At 70.8% G+C, this 14841-nt stretch carries 11 protein-coding genes; 4 read left to right on the top strand and 7 right to left on the bottom strand.

Annotation, left to right across the window (positions count from 1 at the left end; translation table 11 throughout):
• Window positions 1-96: 96 nt before the first annotated feature.
• The 3 genes from ACWEVP_RS33300 to ACWEVP_RS33290 all read left to right on the top strand — a co-directional run bounded on the left by ACWEVP_RS33300 (window position 97) and on the right by ACWEVP_RS33290 (window position 4494).
• Window positions 97-864 (top strand): IclR family transcriptional regulator, encoded by a 768-nt coding sequence (locus ACWEVP_RS33300; protein ID WP_452066523.1) that lies wholly within the window; start codon window positions 97-99, stop codon window positions 862-864.
• A 343-nt stretch (window positions 865-1207) separates the two neighbouring features.
• Window positions 1208-3157 (top strand): glycerol kinase GlpK, encoded by a 1950-nt coding sequence (gene glpK, locus ACWEVP_RS33295; protein ID WP_452066522.1) that lies wholly within the window; start codon window positions 1208-1210, stop codon window positions 3155-3157.
• 113 nt (window positions 3158-3270) lie between these two features.
• On the top strand, window positions 3271-4494 hold the full coding sequence (locus ACWEVP_RS33290; RefSeq protein ID WP_452066521.1) for a cytochrome P450: 1224 nt from the start codon (window positions 3271-3273) through the stop codon (window positions 4492-4494).
• 92 nt (window positions 4495-4586) lie between these two features.
• Here ACWEVP_RS33290 and ACWEVP_RS33285 read toward each other — a convergent pair whose 3' ends face one another.
• Window positions 4587-5411 (bottom strand): substrate-binding domain-containing protein, encoded by an 825-nt coding sequence (locus tag ACWEVP_RS33285; RefSeq protein WP_452066520.1) that lies wholly within the window; start codon window positions 5409-5411, stop codon window positions 4587-4589.
• A 251-nt stretch (window positions 5412-5662) separates the two neighbouring features.
• Between ACWEVP_RS33285 and ACWEVP_RS33280 the strand changes: the two genes are divergently transcribed.
• Window positions 5663-7102 (top strand): DUF1996 domain-containing protein, encoded by a 1440-nt coding sequence (locus tag ACWEVP_RS33280; RefSeq protein ID WP_452066519.1) that lies wholly within the window; start codon window positions 5663-5665, stop codon window positions 7100-7102.
• Between the two features lie 61 nt (window positions 7103-7163).
• On the opposite strand, the gene mmsB is transcribed toward ACWEVP_RS33280, so the two are convergent.
• The 6 genes from mmsB to araB are packed head-to-tail and all read right to left on the bottom strand — an operon-like array spanning window position 7164 to window position 14841.
• The gene (gene mmsB / locus ACWEVP_RS33275; protein WP_452066518.1) at window positions 7164-8384 is read right to left on the bottom strand and encodes a multiple monosaccharide ABC transporter permease; all 1221 of its coding nucleotides are present in this window, start codon (window positions 8382-8384) and stop codon (window positions 7164-7166) included.
• Window positions 8381-9901, bottom strand: a complete 1521-nt coding sequence (gene mmsA, locus ACWEVP_RS33270) for a multiple monosaccharide ABC transporter ATP-binding protein (protein WP_452066517.1) — start codon at window positions 9899-9901, stop codon at window positions 8381-8383. Before mmsA ends, mmsB begins: the two co-directional genes overlap by 4 nt.
• Window positions 9898-11004, bottom strand: a complete 1107-nt coding sequence (chvE, locus tag ACWEVP_RS33265) for a multiple monosaccharide ABC transporter substrate-binding protein (protein WP_452066516.1) — start codon at window positions 11002-11004, stop codon at window positions 9898-9900. The genes mmsA and chvE overlap by 4 nt, the downstream gene beginning before the upstream one ends.
• A gap of 17 nt (window positions 11005-11021) precedes the next feature.
• Window positions 11022-12521: an L-arabinose isomerase gene (araA, locus tag ACWEVP_RS33260; protein ID WP_452066515.1), complete on the bottom strand. Its 1500-nt coding sequence runs from the start codon at window positions 12519-12521 to the stop codon at window positions 11022-11024.
• Window positions 12522-12535: 14 nt separating this feature from the next.
• A complete protein-coding gene (locus ACWEVP_RS33255) occupies window positions 12536-13213 on the bottom strand; it encodes an L-ribulose-5-phosphate 4-epimerase (protein WP_452066514.1) in 678 nt (225 codons plus the stop codon).
• On the bottom strand, window positions 13213-14841 hold the full coding sequence (gene araB, locus ACWEVP_RS33250) for a ribulokinase (protein ID WP_452066513.1): 1629 nt from the start codon (window positions 14839-14841) through the stop codon (window positions 13213-13215). The genes ACWEVP_RS33255 and araB overlap by 1 nt, the downstream gene beginning before the upstream one ends.

The raw sequence follows: 14841 nt of genomic DNA, 5'->3' as shown, positions 1-14841 counted from the left end.
TGCGGAGCGGTCAACGGACGCCGGTCGGCATTGTCGAACGACCGGTGTGGATGTTCGACATTGTCGAATCAAGGCCGGTCGGGTTAGGTTGGCGGCGTGCCCGGTCCGATCCAGTCCATCGAACGCGCCGCCGCGATCCTGCGGCTGCTGGCGCGCGGCTCGGGCCGGCTCGGGGTCGGCGAGATCGCCGAATCGCTGGAGCTGGCGAAGGGCACCGCGCACGGGATCCTGCGCACGCTGCAGGGCGTCGGGTTCGTCGAGCAGGACCGCGACACGGGCAAGTACCAGCTCGGCGCGGCGCTGCTGCACCTGGGCACGAGCTACCTCGACGTCAACGAGCTGCGGTCCCGCGCCATCAACTGGGCGGACGCGCTGGCCGCGCGCAGCGGCGAGGCGGTCCGGATCGGCGCGCCCCTGGAAGGCCGGGTGCTGGTCGTGCACCACGTGTTCCGGCCGGACGACAGCCTGCAGACCCTCGACGTCGGCACGCTGCTGCCGCTGCACGCGACCGCGCTCGGGAAAGTGCTGCTGGCCTACGACACGACTCTCGTGGCATCGTTGCGCACCGGCGACCCCGAGGCCTACACCCGCCGGACCCTGGTCACCCAGACCGCGATCAAGCGCGCCTGCGGCAAGGTGCGCGAGGCGGGCTGGGCGGCGGAGAACGGCGAGATGATCACCGGCGAGGCGGGGATCGCGGCCCCGATCCGCGGCCACGGCGGCATCGTGGTCGGCGCGATCGGGGTGTCGGGCGCGGTAGAGCGGATCTGCGAGCCGGACGGCAGCCCGAGCCCGCGGCTGCTGGGCCACGTCCGCGACGCGGCCCGCGCGGTTTCGCGCGACCTGGGCGCGTCCCGGTGGTGAAGGAGGTGGCGAGCGTGAAACACCCGCGGCGCGACCGGGATCCCGCGAGCCCGCCCGGCGCCCGGCTCCGGCGGCCGGCGCCCGCCGGGGCGGCCCGCCCCCAGCTTCCGCCGCCCACGGCCGGCCCCGCCGCCCCACGGCGTTCACGGCTCAGGGCGCACCCGGCCACCACCAACCCCCAACCCACGCCACCCACGACCCACCCCGCCACCACCAACCCCCAACCCCCGCCCGCCGCGGCGCCGGCTTCCGCCCGCGCTGCCCGGTCCGGCGCCCCCGTGCACCGCCGGCTCCGCCGCACGCGCCCCGCGCCGGGCGTTCCCGATCCGATGGAGGTGAGCAGGTGGTCCAGCGGTACGTGATGTCCATCGACCAGGGCACCACCTCCACCCGGTGCATCCTGTTCGACGCCCGCGGCCGGCTCGTCTCGGTCGTGCAGCGCGAACACCAGCAGCACTTCCCGCGGCCCGGCTGGGTCGAGCACGACGCCACCGAGATCTGGCGGAACCTCTCGCGGATCGTGCCGCAGGCGCTGGCCGACGCCGGCGCGACCGCGGACCAGGTCGTCGGGCTCGGGATCGCCAACCAGCGGGAGACCACCGTGCTGTGGGACCGGCACACCGGCAACCCCGTCGGGCGGGCGATCGTCTGGCAGGACACCCGCACCGACGCCATGCTCGAACAGCTCGCCCGCGAACCCGGCGCCGACCGCGTCCGGCAGCTGTGCGGCCTGCCCCTGGCGACGTACTTCTCCGCGCCGCGCGTGCGCTGGCTGCTCGAACGCACGCCCGGCCTGCGGGAGCGCGCCGAGCGCGGCGACGTCCTCTTCGGCACCATCGAGAGCTGGCTGATCTGGAACCTCACCGGTGGCGCCGAGGGCGGCGTGCACGTCACCGACGTCACCAACGCCTCGCGCACCATGCTGATGAACCTGCGCACGCTCAGCTGGGACGACAAACTGCTCGACTTCTTCGACGTCCCGCGCGCGATGCTGCCGGAGATCCGCTCGTCGACCGAGGTCTACGGCACCACTTCGCGGGTCGTCCCGGGCATCCGGATCGCCGCGGCCCTGGGCGATCAGCAGGCCGCGCTCTTCGGCCAGACGTGCTTCGCGCCCGGCGAGGCGAAGTGCACGTACGGGACCGGCAGCTTCCTGCTGCTCAACACCGGTCCGACACCGGTGCTCTCCACCCACGGCATGCTCACCACCGTCGGGTTCAAGATCGGCGACGAGCCCGCGGTGTACGCGCTGGAAGGGTCGATCGCCGTCACCGGGTCGCTCGTGCAGTGGTTCCGCGACGGGCTGGAGCTGATCGGCAGCGCACCCGAGATCGAGACCCTCGCGCGGACGGTCGAGGACAACGGCGGCTGCTACATCGTGCCCGCCTTCTCCGGGCTGTTCGCGCCGCACTGGCACAGCGAAGCACGCGGCGTGATCGCCGGGCTGACGTCGTACATCACGAAGGGCCACCTGGCGCGGGCGGTGCTGGAGGCGACCGGCTGGCAGACGCGCGAGGTCGTCGACGCGATGAACGCGGACTCCGGGCTGGCACTGTCGTCCTTGAAGGTGGACGGCGGGATGACCGCGGACAACCTGCTGATGCAGTTCATCGCCGACGTCCTCGACGTGCCGGTGGTCCGCCCGATGGTCGCGGAGACGGTGTCGCTCGGCGCGGCGTACGCGGCGGGGCTGTCGGTCGGGTACTGGCCGGACCTGGAGGGGTTGCGGCGCAACTGGCACCGGGCCGGGCAGTGGCTCCCGGCGATGGACCCGGCCCGCCGCGACACCGAGTACGGGCACTGGCGCCAGGCGGTGGAGCTGACGTTCGGCTGGATGCGCCCGGGCCCGGCCGCCGCCGCCCCGGGGTCGGACCTGGTCGAGGTGCTGCTGGCCGACCACCGCCGGTTCGAGCAGCTGCTGCGCGACCTGCGCAACACCGAGGCCGACCGCCCGGCGTTGGTGGCGGAGCTGTCGGCTCTGCTGGTGGCCCACGCGACGGCGACCGAGCGGATCGTCCGCCCCTCCTCCCCCGGCGCGCCGTTCGCCGACGACCTGCTGGCCGTGGTGGACGGCGAGGACTTCGAGAAGGCGTTGCTGCGCTTGGAGAACGTGATCGACGGGCACGTGCGCGGCGAGGAACGCGGGCTGCTGAACGACCTGCGCCGGAGTATGTCCACATCGGACCGGACGGGCCTCGGCCGGGCGTTCGTCGCGGAACGCCGCCGCCAGCTCGACCTCGGCTGCGGCGAAGCGGACCACATCCGCGCCCTCGGCGATCGCCTCACGCTCTGACGCGGCGGCCGGAGCCGGGCCTGCCATCCGGGTGAAGCGCGTCCCGATCCCCTGCCCCGGCGCTGGGGCCGGGAGAAGACTGCGGGAACCGGTTCGCCACTGGAGGGAGCACCATGTCCGCAGCCGCCGACGAAGCCCTGCTGTCCCTGTCCACCCCGGCCGGGCTCGCCGATCCTTACCCGGTCTACGCGAAGCTCCGCGAGGAGACGCCGGTCTTCCGCAGCGAAGTCTTCGACGGCTGGGTTCTCACCCGGTTCGCGGACTGCCAGCAGGTCCTCGCCGACGGCGAGACGTTCCCGGTGCTGGACGCCTCGTGGCGTGACCGGCACCGGCCGGGCTGGCGCGAGAATCCCGCGATGGTGTTGCTGACCGCCCTCCTGCCGTGGAAGAACCCGCCGGAGCACACGCGCGAGCGCCGTCTGCTCGTCCGCGACTTCACCGTGCGGCGGGTCCAGGAACTGGAGCCCGCCGTCCGCCGGGCCACCGACCGGGTGCTGGACCGCTTCGCCGACGCCACCGCGGACGGGACCGCGGCGGAGTTCGTCGGCACCGTCCTCTACCCGCTCGGGATGGCCGTGATCGGTGACCTGGTCGGCGTGCCCGAAGCCGACCACGACCGGCTTCGCCGCCTCACCGACCTGATCGGCAAGCAGGTCGACCCCGCGATGTCGCCGGCCCTGCGCGCCGAGGTCGACGCCGCCGCCGTCGAATTCCGGGCCTACTTCACGGAGCTGATCGCCAAGCGGCGTGCGGACCCGGCCGGCGACCTGACGTCCGCGCTGCTGGCCCGGCCCGCCACGGGCGCGGAGCTGATGTCCGAGGACGAGGTGCTCAACGCCCTCGTCGTGCTGTTCGGCGGCGGCTACGAGACGACGGCCGGTGCGCTCGGCAACGGGGTGCACGCCCTGCTGACCCACCCGGACCAGTACGCCCTGCTCGCCGGCGACCCGGGGCTGGCGGCCGGCGCGACCGAGGAGATCCTGCGGTGGGACGGGGCGGCCCAGATGAGCCAGCGCGCGGCCGCCCGGCCGGCGGTGCTCGGCGGCCGGGAGATCCCGGCGGACGACGCGGTCGTGCTCCTGACCGGAGCGGCGAACCGGGACCCCGCGCGCTTCCCGGACCCGGACCGTTTCGACATCACCCGCGACGACGGCCGCGGGCTGTTCTTCGGGCACGGGCTGCACCTGTGCCTCGGCGCGGCCTTGGCACGGTCGGAGATGACGGTGCTGCTCGAACAGCTGGGAAAGCGGTTCCCGGCGCTGCGGATCGGCGGCGAGGTGGTGCGCCGCCCGAACCCGTCCCTGCGCGGGCTGGCGGCGCTGCCCCTGACCCGGTGATCGGCGAGCCCGCGGCGGCCCCGCGCGGAGAGCCGACGGCACCCCGCCCTCGCGGCAGCGGATGCTGAACCGCACCCCGACCGCGGCCCGCGTCAGGTCCCTTTGAGGCAGCGGCTGCTCTCCCGCACCACCAGTTCGGCCTCGACCGTCTCCCGCACCGGAGCCGCCACGCCGTCGATGCGGGCCGCCAGCACCGCCAGCGTCTGGCGGCCCGCCGCCACGAAGTCCTGGCGGACCGTCGTCAGCGGGGGCTCGAAGTAGGCCGCCTCCGGGACGTCGTCGAACCCCACCACGTGGGCGTCGCGCGGGACTCGCACCCCCGCTTCCGTGAACGCCGACAGCAGACCCAGTGCCATGTGGTCGTTGGCCGAAAACACCGCGCCCACCCCCGGTTCGGCCGCCAGGGACTGACCCGCGCGGTAACCGGACCGGGCGGACCAGTCGCCGCGGACCACCGGCGGTACCTGGGCGCCGTGGTGCTCGAGGGTCTCCCGCCAGCCGCGTTCGCGGGCGCGGGCGATCGGCCCGTCTTCCGGGCCGCCGAGGTGCCAGACCGTCGGATGGCCCAGCTCCAGGAGGTGCTCGGTGGCCCGCCGGGCACCTTCGCGCTGGTCGGCCGACGCGGCCGGGACCAGCGGGACGCCGTCGACCGGTGGCAGCTCGGCGACCAGGTGGGGGTCCACCACCACGATGCCCGACACGCCCTGCAGCAGCAGGCCGGCCGCGGCGGCGGGCACCGCGGCGCGGCCGCGGCCCGGCACGCCGAAGACGACGAGGGCGTAGCCGTGCTCGTGCGCGGCGGTGCGCAGACCGTTGAGGACCGGCCCGGAGGCGGCGGTTCCGGTGGTGATCACCCCGAGGGTGCCCCGGCGCCGCATGCGGAAAGAACCTCTGGGACCCGCGTCGTCCTCGGTCATGCCGGTGATGTTAACGATCACACCACCGGACGTGAACTTCCTTCACCTTCCATAAATAACGAAAAGGTAACGCGGATGAGCCGCTTTGAACCGGGCTTCCGCCACGGCCGTTTCAGCCAGTGCCGGAACCAGTGACACCGGGCGCGGTTCCCCGATTCCCGCGCCCGCGGTGGCACTCCCCCGGGTTCCGCGCGTCTCCCCTCGGGCACGCAGCTTTCCCCGTCGTGCCCGGAAAACCGAAGAAGGTGACCATGCCCCGGAAAAATTCCCCCGCCACGGGCAGACATCGCATCAGCCGCCGCACCAAGATCGCGACCGGCGGCCTCGCCCTCGCGCTCGCGGTCGGCGGCATCGTCGTCGCGACCACGGCCGGGCGGACCGGCCAGGCCAGCGCCGATCCCGCCGACGCGTCGTTCTTCATCGACATCGCGAAGGTGCCATCCGGTGTTAACGTGAACAGAGCGCTGCAGCGGAAAGGCGCGCGCGGCACGTTCACCGTGGACTGCGGACGCAACGAGAACCAGCACTTCAACCCCGACAACTTCATCGCCCAGCCCGGGATCAAGAACGGTGCCCAGCACCTGCACGACTACGTCGGCAACCTCTCCACCAACGCCGACTCGAACAACAAGAGCCTGGTCAAGGCCGGCACCACCTGCAAGAACGGCGACAAGTCCGCCTACTTCTGGCCGGTCGTGCGCATCGACACCGGCGACGCCGAGAAGAACCCGCCCGCCACCCAGCCCGACCGGGCCGGCAGCGCCGAGGACAAGGCGAGCGCCCAGGTCGACTGCCCCGACGTCGCGAGCAAGCTGCCCGACGTCCCGGACCAGGCCATGGACGAGGTGAACCGCAACCTCGACCTGCTCGACAAGCAGATCGACGAAGCCAACAAGCGGATCGCGAACGGCGACCTCAAGACCCCGCAGGACATCCAGAACGCCGTCGTCGGACCGCTCAAGGACAAGCGCGCGGCCACCATCGACCGCATCGCCATCGCGATCGGCCGCCGGGCCGCGAAGCCGACGAACCTCGGCGGGCTCGCGCAGTGCGCGCTGAAGCAGAACGGCAAGGGCGGCCTCGACAACGGCGGCCAGAACAGCAACGGCCAGCCCGCGGAGCTGCCCGGCGTCAACGACAAGAACGAGGTCGGCGACAACGACGGCGAGATCCAGCGCGTCCAGTCGGCGACGATCACGTTCACCAGCGGCGGCGCGCAGAAGGTCGTCGCGATGCCGCAGTTCCTCCGGATCTTGTACGGCGACGCCAAGCAGAGCACCAACGGCCCGGCCAACGCCCGGCCGAGCTGGACCTGCACCGGCTTCGAGGACCGGCTGACCGACCACTACCCGATCTGCCCGCAGAACAGCAAGGTGGAGCGGATTCACGCCTTCCCGAACTGCTGGGACGGCAAGAACATCGACAGCACCAACCACCGCACGCACATCGTGTTCGCCGACCAGCAGGGCAAGTGCCCGCAGGGGTTCAAGAACGTGCCGCAGCTGGTGATCAAGCTGGTCTACGACATCCCGCACGACATCCAGGTGAAGGGCCAGTACAAAGTGGACGCCTTCGCCCAGGAGAAGCACAACCCGCGTTCGGACCACGACGACTTCGCCAACGTCATGGGTCAGCGCCTGATGAACCAGGTCGTCAACTGCATCAACACCGGCAGGCGCTGCAACCAGTAGAAACGCTGTGCGGGGCGCCTCGGAAGAACCACCCCGAGGCGCCCCGCACAGACCACCCGGCTCAGGAAGCCGCGCGGCGCTTCGTCCAGATGTCGTACGCCACGGCCGCCAGCAGCACGACGCCCTTGACCAGCATCACCCGCTCGCTCGGGGCGCCGATCAGGGACATCCCGTTGTTGATCACCGCCATGATCAGGCCACCGGTGATCGCGCCGACCACCTTGCCGACACCGCCCTGGACCGCCGCGCCGCCGATGAACGCCGCCGCGATCGCGTCGAGTTCGAAGTTGACGCCCGCCGTCGGGCCCGCCTGGTTCAACCGGCCGGCGAAGATGATGCCGGCCAGCGCCGCCAGGACGCCCATGTTGACGAAGATCCAGAACGTGACCTGCTTGACCTTGACGCCCGAGAGCGTCGCCGCCTGCAGGTTGCCGCCCACGGCGTAGATGTGCCTGCCGAACACCGACTTCCCGGCCACCAGCGAGTAGCCGAGCACCAGCACCGCCAGCAGGATCAGCACCCACGGCAGGTTCTTGAACCGCGCCAGCTGCACGACCAGTGCGAGGACCAGCACCGCGATCCCGGCGAGCTTCAGCACGAACACCCCGAACGGGTCGACGTCCTGGCCGTAGCCCAGCCGGCCCATCCGCTTGCGCCACTGGGTGAACGCGATCCCGGCCACCGCGGCGACGCCGGCGAGCAGCGACACCAGGTCGGCGCCGCCGAGCGGGCCGAGACCGATGTTGCCCAGGTAGCCGTCGGTGAAGCCGTTGGACAGCGTGCGGATCGCGTCCGGGAACGGGCCGATGCCCTGGTTGCCCAGGACGGTCAGGGTCAGTGCCCGGAACGCCAGCATGCCGGCCAGCGTCACGATGAACGCCGGGATGCCGAAGTAGGCGACCCAGTAGCCCTGCCACGCGCCGATCACCGCGCCGACGACGAGGGTGATCAGCACCGCGAGGAACCACGGCATGTGCGAATTCACCATCAGCACCGCCGACACCGCGCCGGTCATCGCGACCACCGACCCGGCGGACAGGTCGATGTGCCCGGAGATGATCACCAGGATCATCCCGATCGCGAGGATCAGCACGTAGCTGTTCTGCACGATGATGTTGGAGATGTTCTGCGGTTCCAGCAGCGCGCCACCGGTGAGCACCTCGAACAGCACCACGATCAGCGCGAACGCGACGTAGATGCCGCTCTGGCGCGGGTTGATCGAGATCCTCCGCTTGGAGCGCTCAACCGGGGGCGCGTCGGGCCGCGCTTCGGTCGTGGTCATTCCCGTTCCTTAGTCATGTACTGCATCAGCAGTTCCTGAGTGGCTTCTTCGCGCTGGGCCTCACCGGTGATCCGGCCCGCCGACAGCGCGTAGATCCGGTCGCAGAGCCCGAGCAGCTCCGGCAGCTCGGAGGAGATGACCAGCACGGCCTTCCCCTGCGCGGCGAGGGAGTTGATGATCGTGTAGATCTCGAACTTCGCGCCCACGTCGATGCCGCGGGTCGGCTCGTCCAGGATCAGCACGTCCGGATCGGTGAAGATCCACTTGGCCAGCACGACCTTCTGCTGGTTGCCGCCGGAGAGCTTCCCGGTCACGCTCTGCACGCTCGGTGCCTTGATCCGCAGATCACGGCGGTAGGAGTTGGCGGTGTCGTGCTCGGCGTGCTCGTTGACCCAGCCGCGCTTGGCCAGCTTGCCCAGCCCGGCCGCGGACACGTTGCGCTGGATGTCCTCGATCAGGTTGAGCCCGTAGCGCTTCCGGTCTTCGGTGGCGTAGGCGATCCCGTGCCGGACGGCGTCCTGCACCGACCGGACTTCGATCTCCTCGCCGTGCTTGAAGATCTTCCCGGAGATGTCCTTGCCCCACGACCGGCCGAACACGCTCATCGCGAGCTCGGTGCGGCCGGCACCCATCAGGCCGGCCAGGCCGACGATCTCCCCGCGCCGGAGCGTCAGCGACGCCCGGTCGACGACGACCCGCCCGGCCTGGGTCGGGCTGTGCACCGTCCAGTCCTCGATCCGCAGCACCTCTTCGCCGATCTCCGGTTCCCGGGGCGGGAACCGGTGCTCGAGGTCGCGGCCGACCATGCCGGTGATGATGCGTTCCTCGGTCAGTCCGGCGGCGTCCAGCGTTTCGATCGTCTTGCCGTCACGCAGGATCGTCACGGTGTCGGCGATCGCGGTCACCTCGCCCAGCTTGTGCGAGATGATCACGCAGGTGACGCCCTCGTCCCGCAGCCCGCGCAGCAGCTCGAGCAGGTGGGCCGAGTCGTCGTCGTTGAGCGCCGCGGTGGGCTCGTCGAGGATCAGCAGCTTGACCTCTTTGGACAGTGCCTTGGCGATCTCGACGAGCTGCTGCTTGCCGACACCGAGTTCCTGCACCGCCCGCGTGGCGTTTTCGGCGAGGCCGACGCGCTTGAGCAGCGCGCCGGCCTCGTGGTTGGTGCGGTTCCAGTCGATCCAGCCGCGCTTGGCCTGTTCGTTGCCGAGGAAGATGTTCTCCGCGATCGACAACTGGCCGCACAGCGCGAGTTCCTGGTGGATGATCACGATCCCGCGCCGTTCGCTGTCGCGCACCGACCCGAACTCGCACCGCTGTCCCTCGAAGGTGATCTCGCCGTCGTACGTCCCGTGGGGGTAGACGCCCGAGAGCACCTTCATCAGGGTGGACTTCCCGGCGCCGTTCTCCCCGCAGATCGCGTGGATTTCCCCGCGGCGCACGGAAAGAGTGACGTCCGACAGCGCCTTGACCCCGGGGAAGGTCTTGGTGATCCCGCGCATGCCGAGCAGTTCGGTCATTTCAGCTGACCTGCCGTGTAGTAGCCGGAGTCGACCAGTTCCTTCTGGTAGTTCGCCTTGTCCACGGTGACCGGCTGCAGCAGGTAGGACGGGACGACCTTCTTGCCGTTGTCGTAGTCGTTGGTGTTGTTGACCTCGGGCTTCTGTCCCTTGAGGACCGAGTCGGCCATCTTGACGGTGGTGTCGGCGAGCTTGCGGGTGTCCTTGAAGATCGTCGAGTACTGCTCACCGGCGATGATCGACTTGACCGAGGCGACCTCGGCGTCCTGCCCGGTGACGATCGGGTACGGCTGGCCGGCGGTGCCGTAGCCGTTGCTCTTCAGCGCCGACAGGATGCCGATCGACAGGCCGTCGTACGGCGAAAGCACGCCCGCGACCTTCGCGCCACCGGTGTAGGTCTTGGTGAGCAGGTCCTCCATGCGCCGCTGCGCGGTGGCCGGGTCCCAGCGCAGGATGGCCGCGCGGGCGAAGTCGGTCTGGCCGCTCTTGACGACCAGCTTGCCGCTGTCCATCAGCGGCTTGAGGACGGACATCGCGCCGTTGAAGAAGAACGTGGCGTTGTTGTCGTCCGGGGAACCGGCGAACAGCTCGACGTTGAACGGCCCCGGCCCGTTGCCCAGGCCCTTGACCAGCGAGTTCGCCTGCTCGACGCCGACCTTGAAGTTGTCGAAGGTGGCGTAGTAGTCGACGTTCGGCGAGTTGCGGATCAGCCGGTCGTAGGCGATGACCGGGATCTTCTTGTCCGCGGCCTCCTGCAGCTGGGTGGTGATGGCGGTGCCGTCGATCGAGGCGACGACCAGGAGCTTGGCGCCCTTGGTGATCTGGTTCTCGATCTGGTTCACCTGGGTGGGGATGTCGTTCTCGGCGTACTGCAGGTCGACCTTGTAGCCGAGCTTCTCCAGGGCGGCCTTGATGTTGTCGCCGTCGTGGATCCACCGCTCCGACGACTTCGTCGGCATGGTGACGCCGACCAGGCTGCCCTCGGCGCTCGCGCCGGGCGCGGCCGTCTGGTCGGCCGTCTTCTGGCTCGAGCCGCACGCCGACAGCGTGAGCGCGAGCCCCGCGGCCGCGAGCGCCGCGATTCCTCTGGTGCTGAACTTCATTGTTCCTTCTTCCTTTCTCAGAAGCCCTGAGCGAGCCGGTGGTAGGCCTGGTTCCAGCGGATGCGGTCGGCGAAGCCGTGCGGGGTGGTGTCGGCGTCGATCACCAGGAGCTCGACGCCGAGGAGGTTCGCGAAGTCGCGGAGGGTCTCCGTGCCGACCGCCTGGGTCAGCACGGTGTGGTGCGGGCCGCCCGCGGTGATCCACGATTCGGCCGAGGTCGACAGGGACGGTGCCGGCTCCCACACCGCCCGCGCGACCGGCAGGTTCGGCAGCGGCTCGTCCGGCGTGACGACCTCGATCTCGTTGGCCACCAGGCGGAACCGGTCGCCGAGGTCGACCAGGCCGAGCACCACGCCGGGACCGGGTGCCGCGTCGAACACCAGCCGGACCGGGTCCTCGCGGTTGCCGATGCCCAGCGCGTGGATCTCGCACGACGGCTTCGCGGCCGCGATGCTGGGGCAGACCTCGAGCATGTGGGCACCGAGGATCTTCGGCGTGCCCGGTCCGAAGTGGTAGGTGTAGTCCTCCATGAACGACGCGCCGGCGTCCTTGCCCACGCCCATGGCCTTGACCGCGGCGAGCAGCGCCGAGGTCTTCCAGTCGCCCTCGCCGCCGAAGCCGTAGCCGTCGGCCATCAGCCGCTGCACGGCGAGACCGGGCAGCTGGCGCAGGCCGCCGAGGTCCTCGAAGTTCGTGGTGAAGGCACCGAAGCCGCCGTCGGTGAGGAACTTCCGCAGGCCCGCCTCGATCTTCGCCGCGTACTGCAGGGACTCGTGCCGCGCTCCCCCGGCGGCCAGCTCGGGCACGACGTCGTAGTCCTCGGCGTACTGCGCCACGAGACCTTCTACATCGGACACCGCGTCGACCTGCTCGACCAGGTCGTTGACGCCGTAGGTGTTCACCGAGACGCCGAACCGCAGCTCGGCCTCGACCTTGTCGCCTTCGGTGACGGCGACGTCGCGCATGTTGTCGCCGAACCGGGCCAGCCGCAGGTTCCGCAGGTGGTCGGCGCCGATGGCCGCGCGGGCCCACGCGTCGATCCGCGCGACGACGGCCGGGTCCGACACGTGGCCGGCGACGGTCTTGCGCGGGACGCCGAGCCGGGTCTGGATGAACCCGAACTCGCGGTCGCCGTGCGCGGCCTGGTTGAGGTTCATGAAGTCCATGTCGATGGTCGACCACGGCAGGGCTTCGTTGAGCTGGGTGTGCAGGTGCAGCAGCGGCTTGCGCAGCGCGTCCAGCCCGGTGATCCACATCTTCGCGGGCGAGAAGGTGTGCATCCACGCGATCACGCCGACGCACGCGGCGTCGGAGTTGGCCTCCTGCAGCACCCGGCGGATCGAGGCGGCTTCGGTCAGCACCGGCTTGCCGACGATCTCGGCCGGGAGCCCGCCGGAGGCGGCCAGCAGCTGCTGGATCCGCAGGGACTGGCCGGCGACCTGTTCGAGGGTCTCCTCGCCGTAGAGGGCCTGGCTCCCGGTGAGGAACCAGAGCTGGGGTTTCGACGCGCGGGTCATCGTTCTCCTTGGAGTCAGTGCTGGCCGTAGACGTTCTGGTACCGGGCGTAGAGCCGGTCGACGTCCTCGGGCGGCAGGGGTTCGGGCGTGCCGAGCTCGAAGGCCTTGTGCACGGTGCGGGCGACGTCCTCGACCATCACCGCGGCCTTGACGGCGTCGCGGGCGGTGCGGCCGACGGTGAACGGCCCGTGGTTGCGCATCAGCACGGCGGGCGACCGGCTCGCGCGCAGCGTTTCGACGATGCCGCGGCCGATGGAGTCGTCGCCGATCAGGGCGAACGGCCCGACCGGGATCTCCCCGCCGAACTCGTCGGCGATCATCGTGAGCACGCACGGGATCGGCTCGCCGCGCGCGGCCCACGCGGTGGCGTACGTCGAGTGCGTGTGGACGACGCCGCCGATCTCGGGCAGGTGCCGGTAGACGTAGGCGTGCGCGGCGGTGTCCGAAGACGGCGCGAGGTCGCCGTGCACGAGCTCGCCGCGCAGATCGGTGACGACCATGGTGTCGGCCGACAGGTCGTCGTAGGACACGCCCGAGGGCTTGATGACCATCAGGTCCCGGCCGGGCACGCGCGCGGAGACGTTGCCCGCGGTCCAGATGACCAGCGCGTTGCGGGTCAGCTCACCGTGGAGGTTCGCCACGGTCTCCCGCAGTTCCGCGACGGTGTCGAGGACTTCACCGGTCAGCGACATCAGGACCGTCCCTTCGCGACCTCGCGGCGGCGGGCCGCGAGGCGGTGCATGACATCGTTGCCGCCACGGCCGAAGTAGTCGTGCAGCGTCGTGTACTCGGCGTAGAGCTCGTCGTAGGCGGCGACGTGCGCGGGCACCGGCCGGTAGACCGCGCGCTCGACCGACCCCATCGCCGCGGCGGCCGCGCGGATGTCCGGGTAGGCGCCGGCCGCGACGGCCGCGTGGATCGCCGAGCCGAGCGCGGGGCCCTGCTCGGAGCCGATGACCGACAGCGGCAGGTTGGTGACGTCGGCGTAGATCTGCATGAGCAGCGCGTTCTTCACCAGGCCGCCGGCGATGATCAGCTCGGTCACCGGGACGCCGGCCTCGCCGAAGGTCTCGATGATCTTGCGGGTGCCGAACGCCGTGGCTTCGAGCAGGGCCCGGTAGACGTCTTCGGCGCGGGTGGCGAGGGTCTGGCCGACGACGACGCCGGACAGTTCGTGGTCGACGAGCACCGACCGGTTTCCGCTGTGCCAATCCAAAGCCACGAGCCCGTGTTCGCCGATCTCCTGCTGCGCGGCGAGCCGGGTGAGCTGCTCGTGACCGTCCTGGGCGAAGTGCTCGGTGAACCAGCCGAAGATGTCGCCGACGCCGCTCTGCCCGGCCTCGTAGCCCCAGAGCCCGGCGACGATGCCGCCGTCGACGACCCCGCACATGCCGGGGACTTCACGCAGCTCGGCGCCGTTCATGACGTGGCACGTCGAGGTGCCCATGATGGCGACCATCTGACCGGGCTCGACGGCGTTCGCGGCGGGTGCGGTGACGTGGGCGTCAACGTTGCCAACGGCCACGGCGATGCCCTCGGGCAGGCCGGTCCATTCCGCGGCTTCGGCGGACAGCGACCCGGCGCGGGAACCCAGCTGGCCCAGGGGGTGCTCCAGCTTGTCGGCCACGAAGGACTCGAAGCCGGGCGCCAGTTCGCGGAGGAAGTCGCGGCTCGGGTACTGGCCGTCCTGCAGGATGCCCTTGTAGCCGGCGGTGCAGGCGTTGCGGACGTAGGTGCCGGTCAGCTGCCAGACGATCCAGTCGGCCGCCTCGACCCAGTGCCGCATCGCGGCGTAGACCTCGGGCGCCTCTTCGAACAGCTGGAGCCCCTTGGCGAACTCCCACTCCGAGGAGATCAGCCCGCCGTAGCGCGGCAGCCACTTCTCACCGCGGGTGCGGGCCAGCTCGTTGATCCGGTCCGCCTGCGGCTGGGCGGAGTGGTGCTTCCACAGCTTGACGTACGCGTGCGGGTTGCCTTCGAACTCGGGCAGCTCGCACAGCGGCGTGCCGTCCGCGGCCGCCGGCACCATGGTGCACGCGGTGAAGTCGGTGGCGATGCCGATGACGTCGGCCGGCTCCGCCCCGGCCGCGGTGAGCGCGGCCGGCACGGCGTTGCGGAGCACTCCGACGTAGTCCGCGGGCACTTGCAGCGCCCAGTCCGGCGGCAGCGCGCGAGAAGTGGCGGGCAGTGTCTCGTCGAGCACCCCGTGCGGGTATTCGAAGACCGCGCTGCCCAGCTCGGCGCCGTCCGCCACGCGCACGACCACTGCGCGGCCCGACAGCGTGCCGAAGTCGACGCCGACGGTTAGTGGTTGTCCCAC

This window comes from Amycolatopsis sp. NPDC003865 (assembly GCF_053605345.1).
This window is presented reverse-complemented; position numbering and strand designations above follow the sequence as displayed.

Excerpts from the sequence above, each read along its gene's own strand:
- mmsA (WP_452066517.1), bottom strand. The coding sequence starts at position 9,901 with ATGACCGAACTGCTCGGCATGCGCGGGATCACCAAGACCTTCCCCGGG.
- chvE (WP_452066516.1), bottom strand. The coding sequence starts at position 11,004 with ATGAAGTTCAGCACCAGAGGAATCGCGGCGCTCGCGGCCGCGGGGCTC.
- ACWEVP_RS33290 (WP_452066521.1), top strand. The coding sequence starts at position 3,271 with ATGTCCGCAGCCGCCGACGAAGCCCTGCTGTCCCTGTCCACCCCGGCC.
- ACWEVP_RS33285 (WP_452066520.1), bottom strand. The coding sequence starts at position 5,411 with ATGACCGAGGACGACGCGGGTCCCAGAGGTTCTTTCCGCATGCGGCGC.
- araA (WP_452066515.1), bottom strand. The coding sequence starts at position 12,521 with ATGACCCGCGCGTCGAAACCCCAGCTCTGGTTCCTCACCGGGAGCCAG.
- mmsB (WP_452066518.1), bottom strand. The coding sequence starts at position 8,384 with ATGACCACGACCGAAGCGCGGCCCGACGCGCCCCCGGTTGAGCGCTCC.
- ACWEVP_RS33255 (WP_452066514.1), bottom strand. The coding sequence starts at position 13,213 with ATGTCGCTGACCGGTGAAGTCCTCGACACCGTCGCGGAACTGCGGGAG.
- ACWEVP_RS33280 (WP_452066519.1), top strand. The coding sequence starts at position 5,663 with ATGCCCCGGAAAAATTCCCCCGCCACGGGCAGACATCGCATCAGCCGC.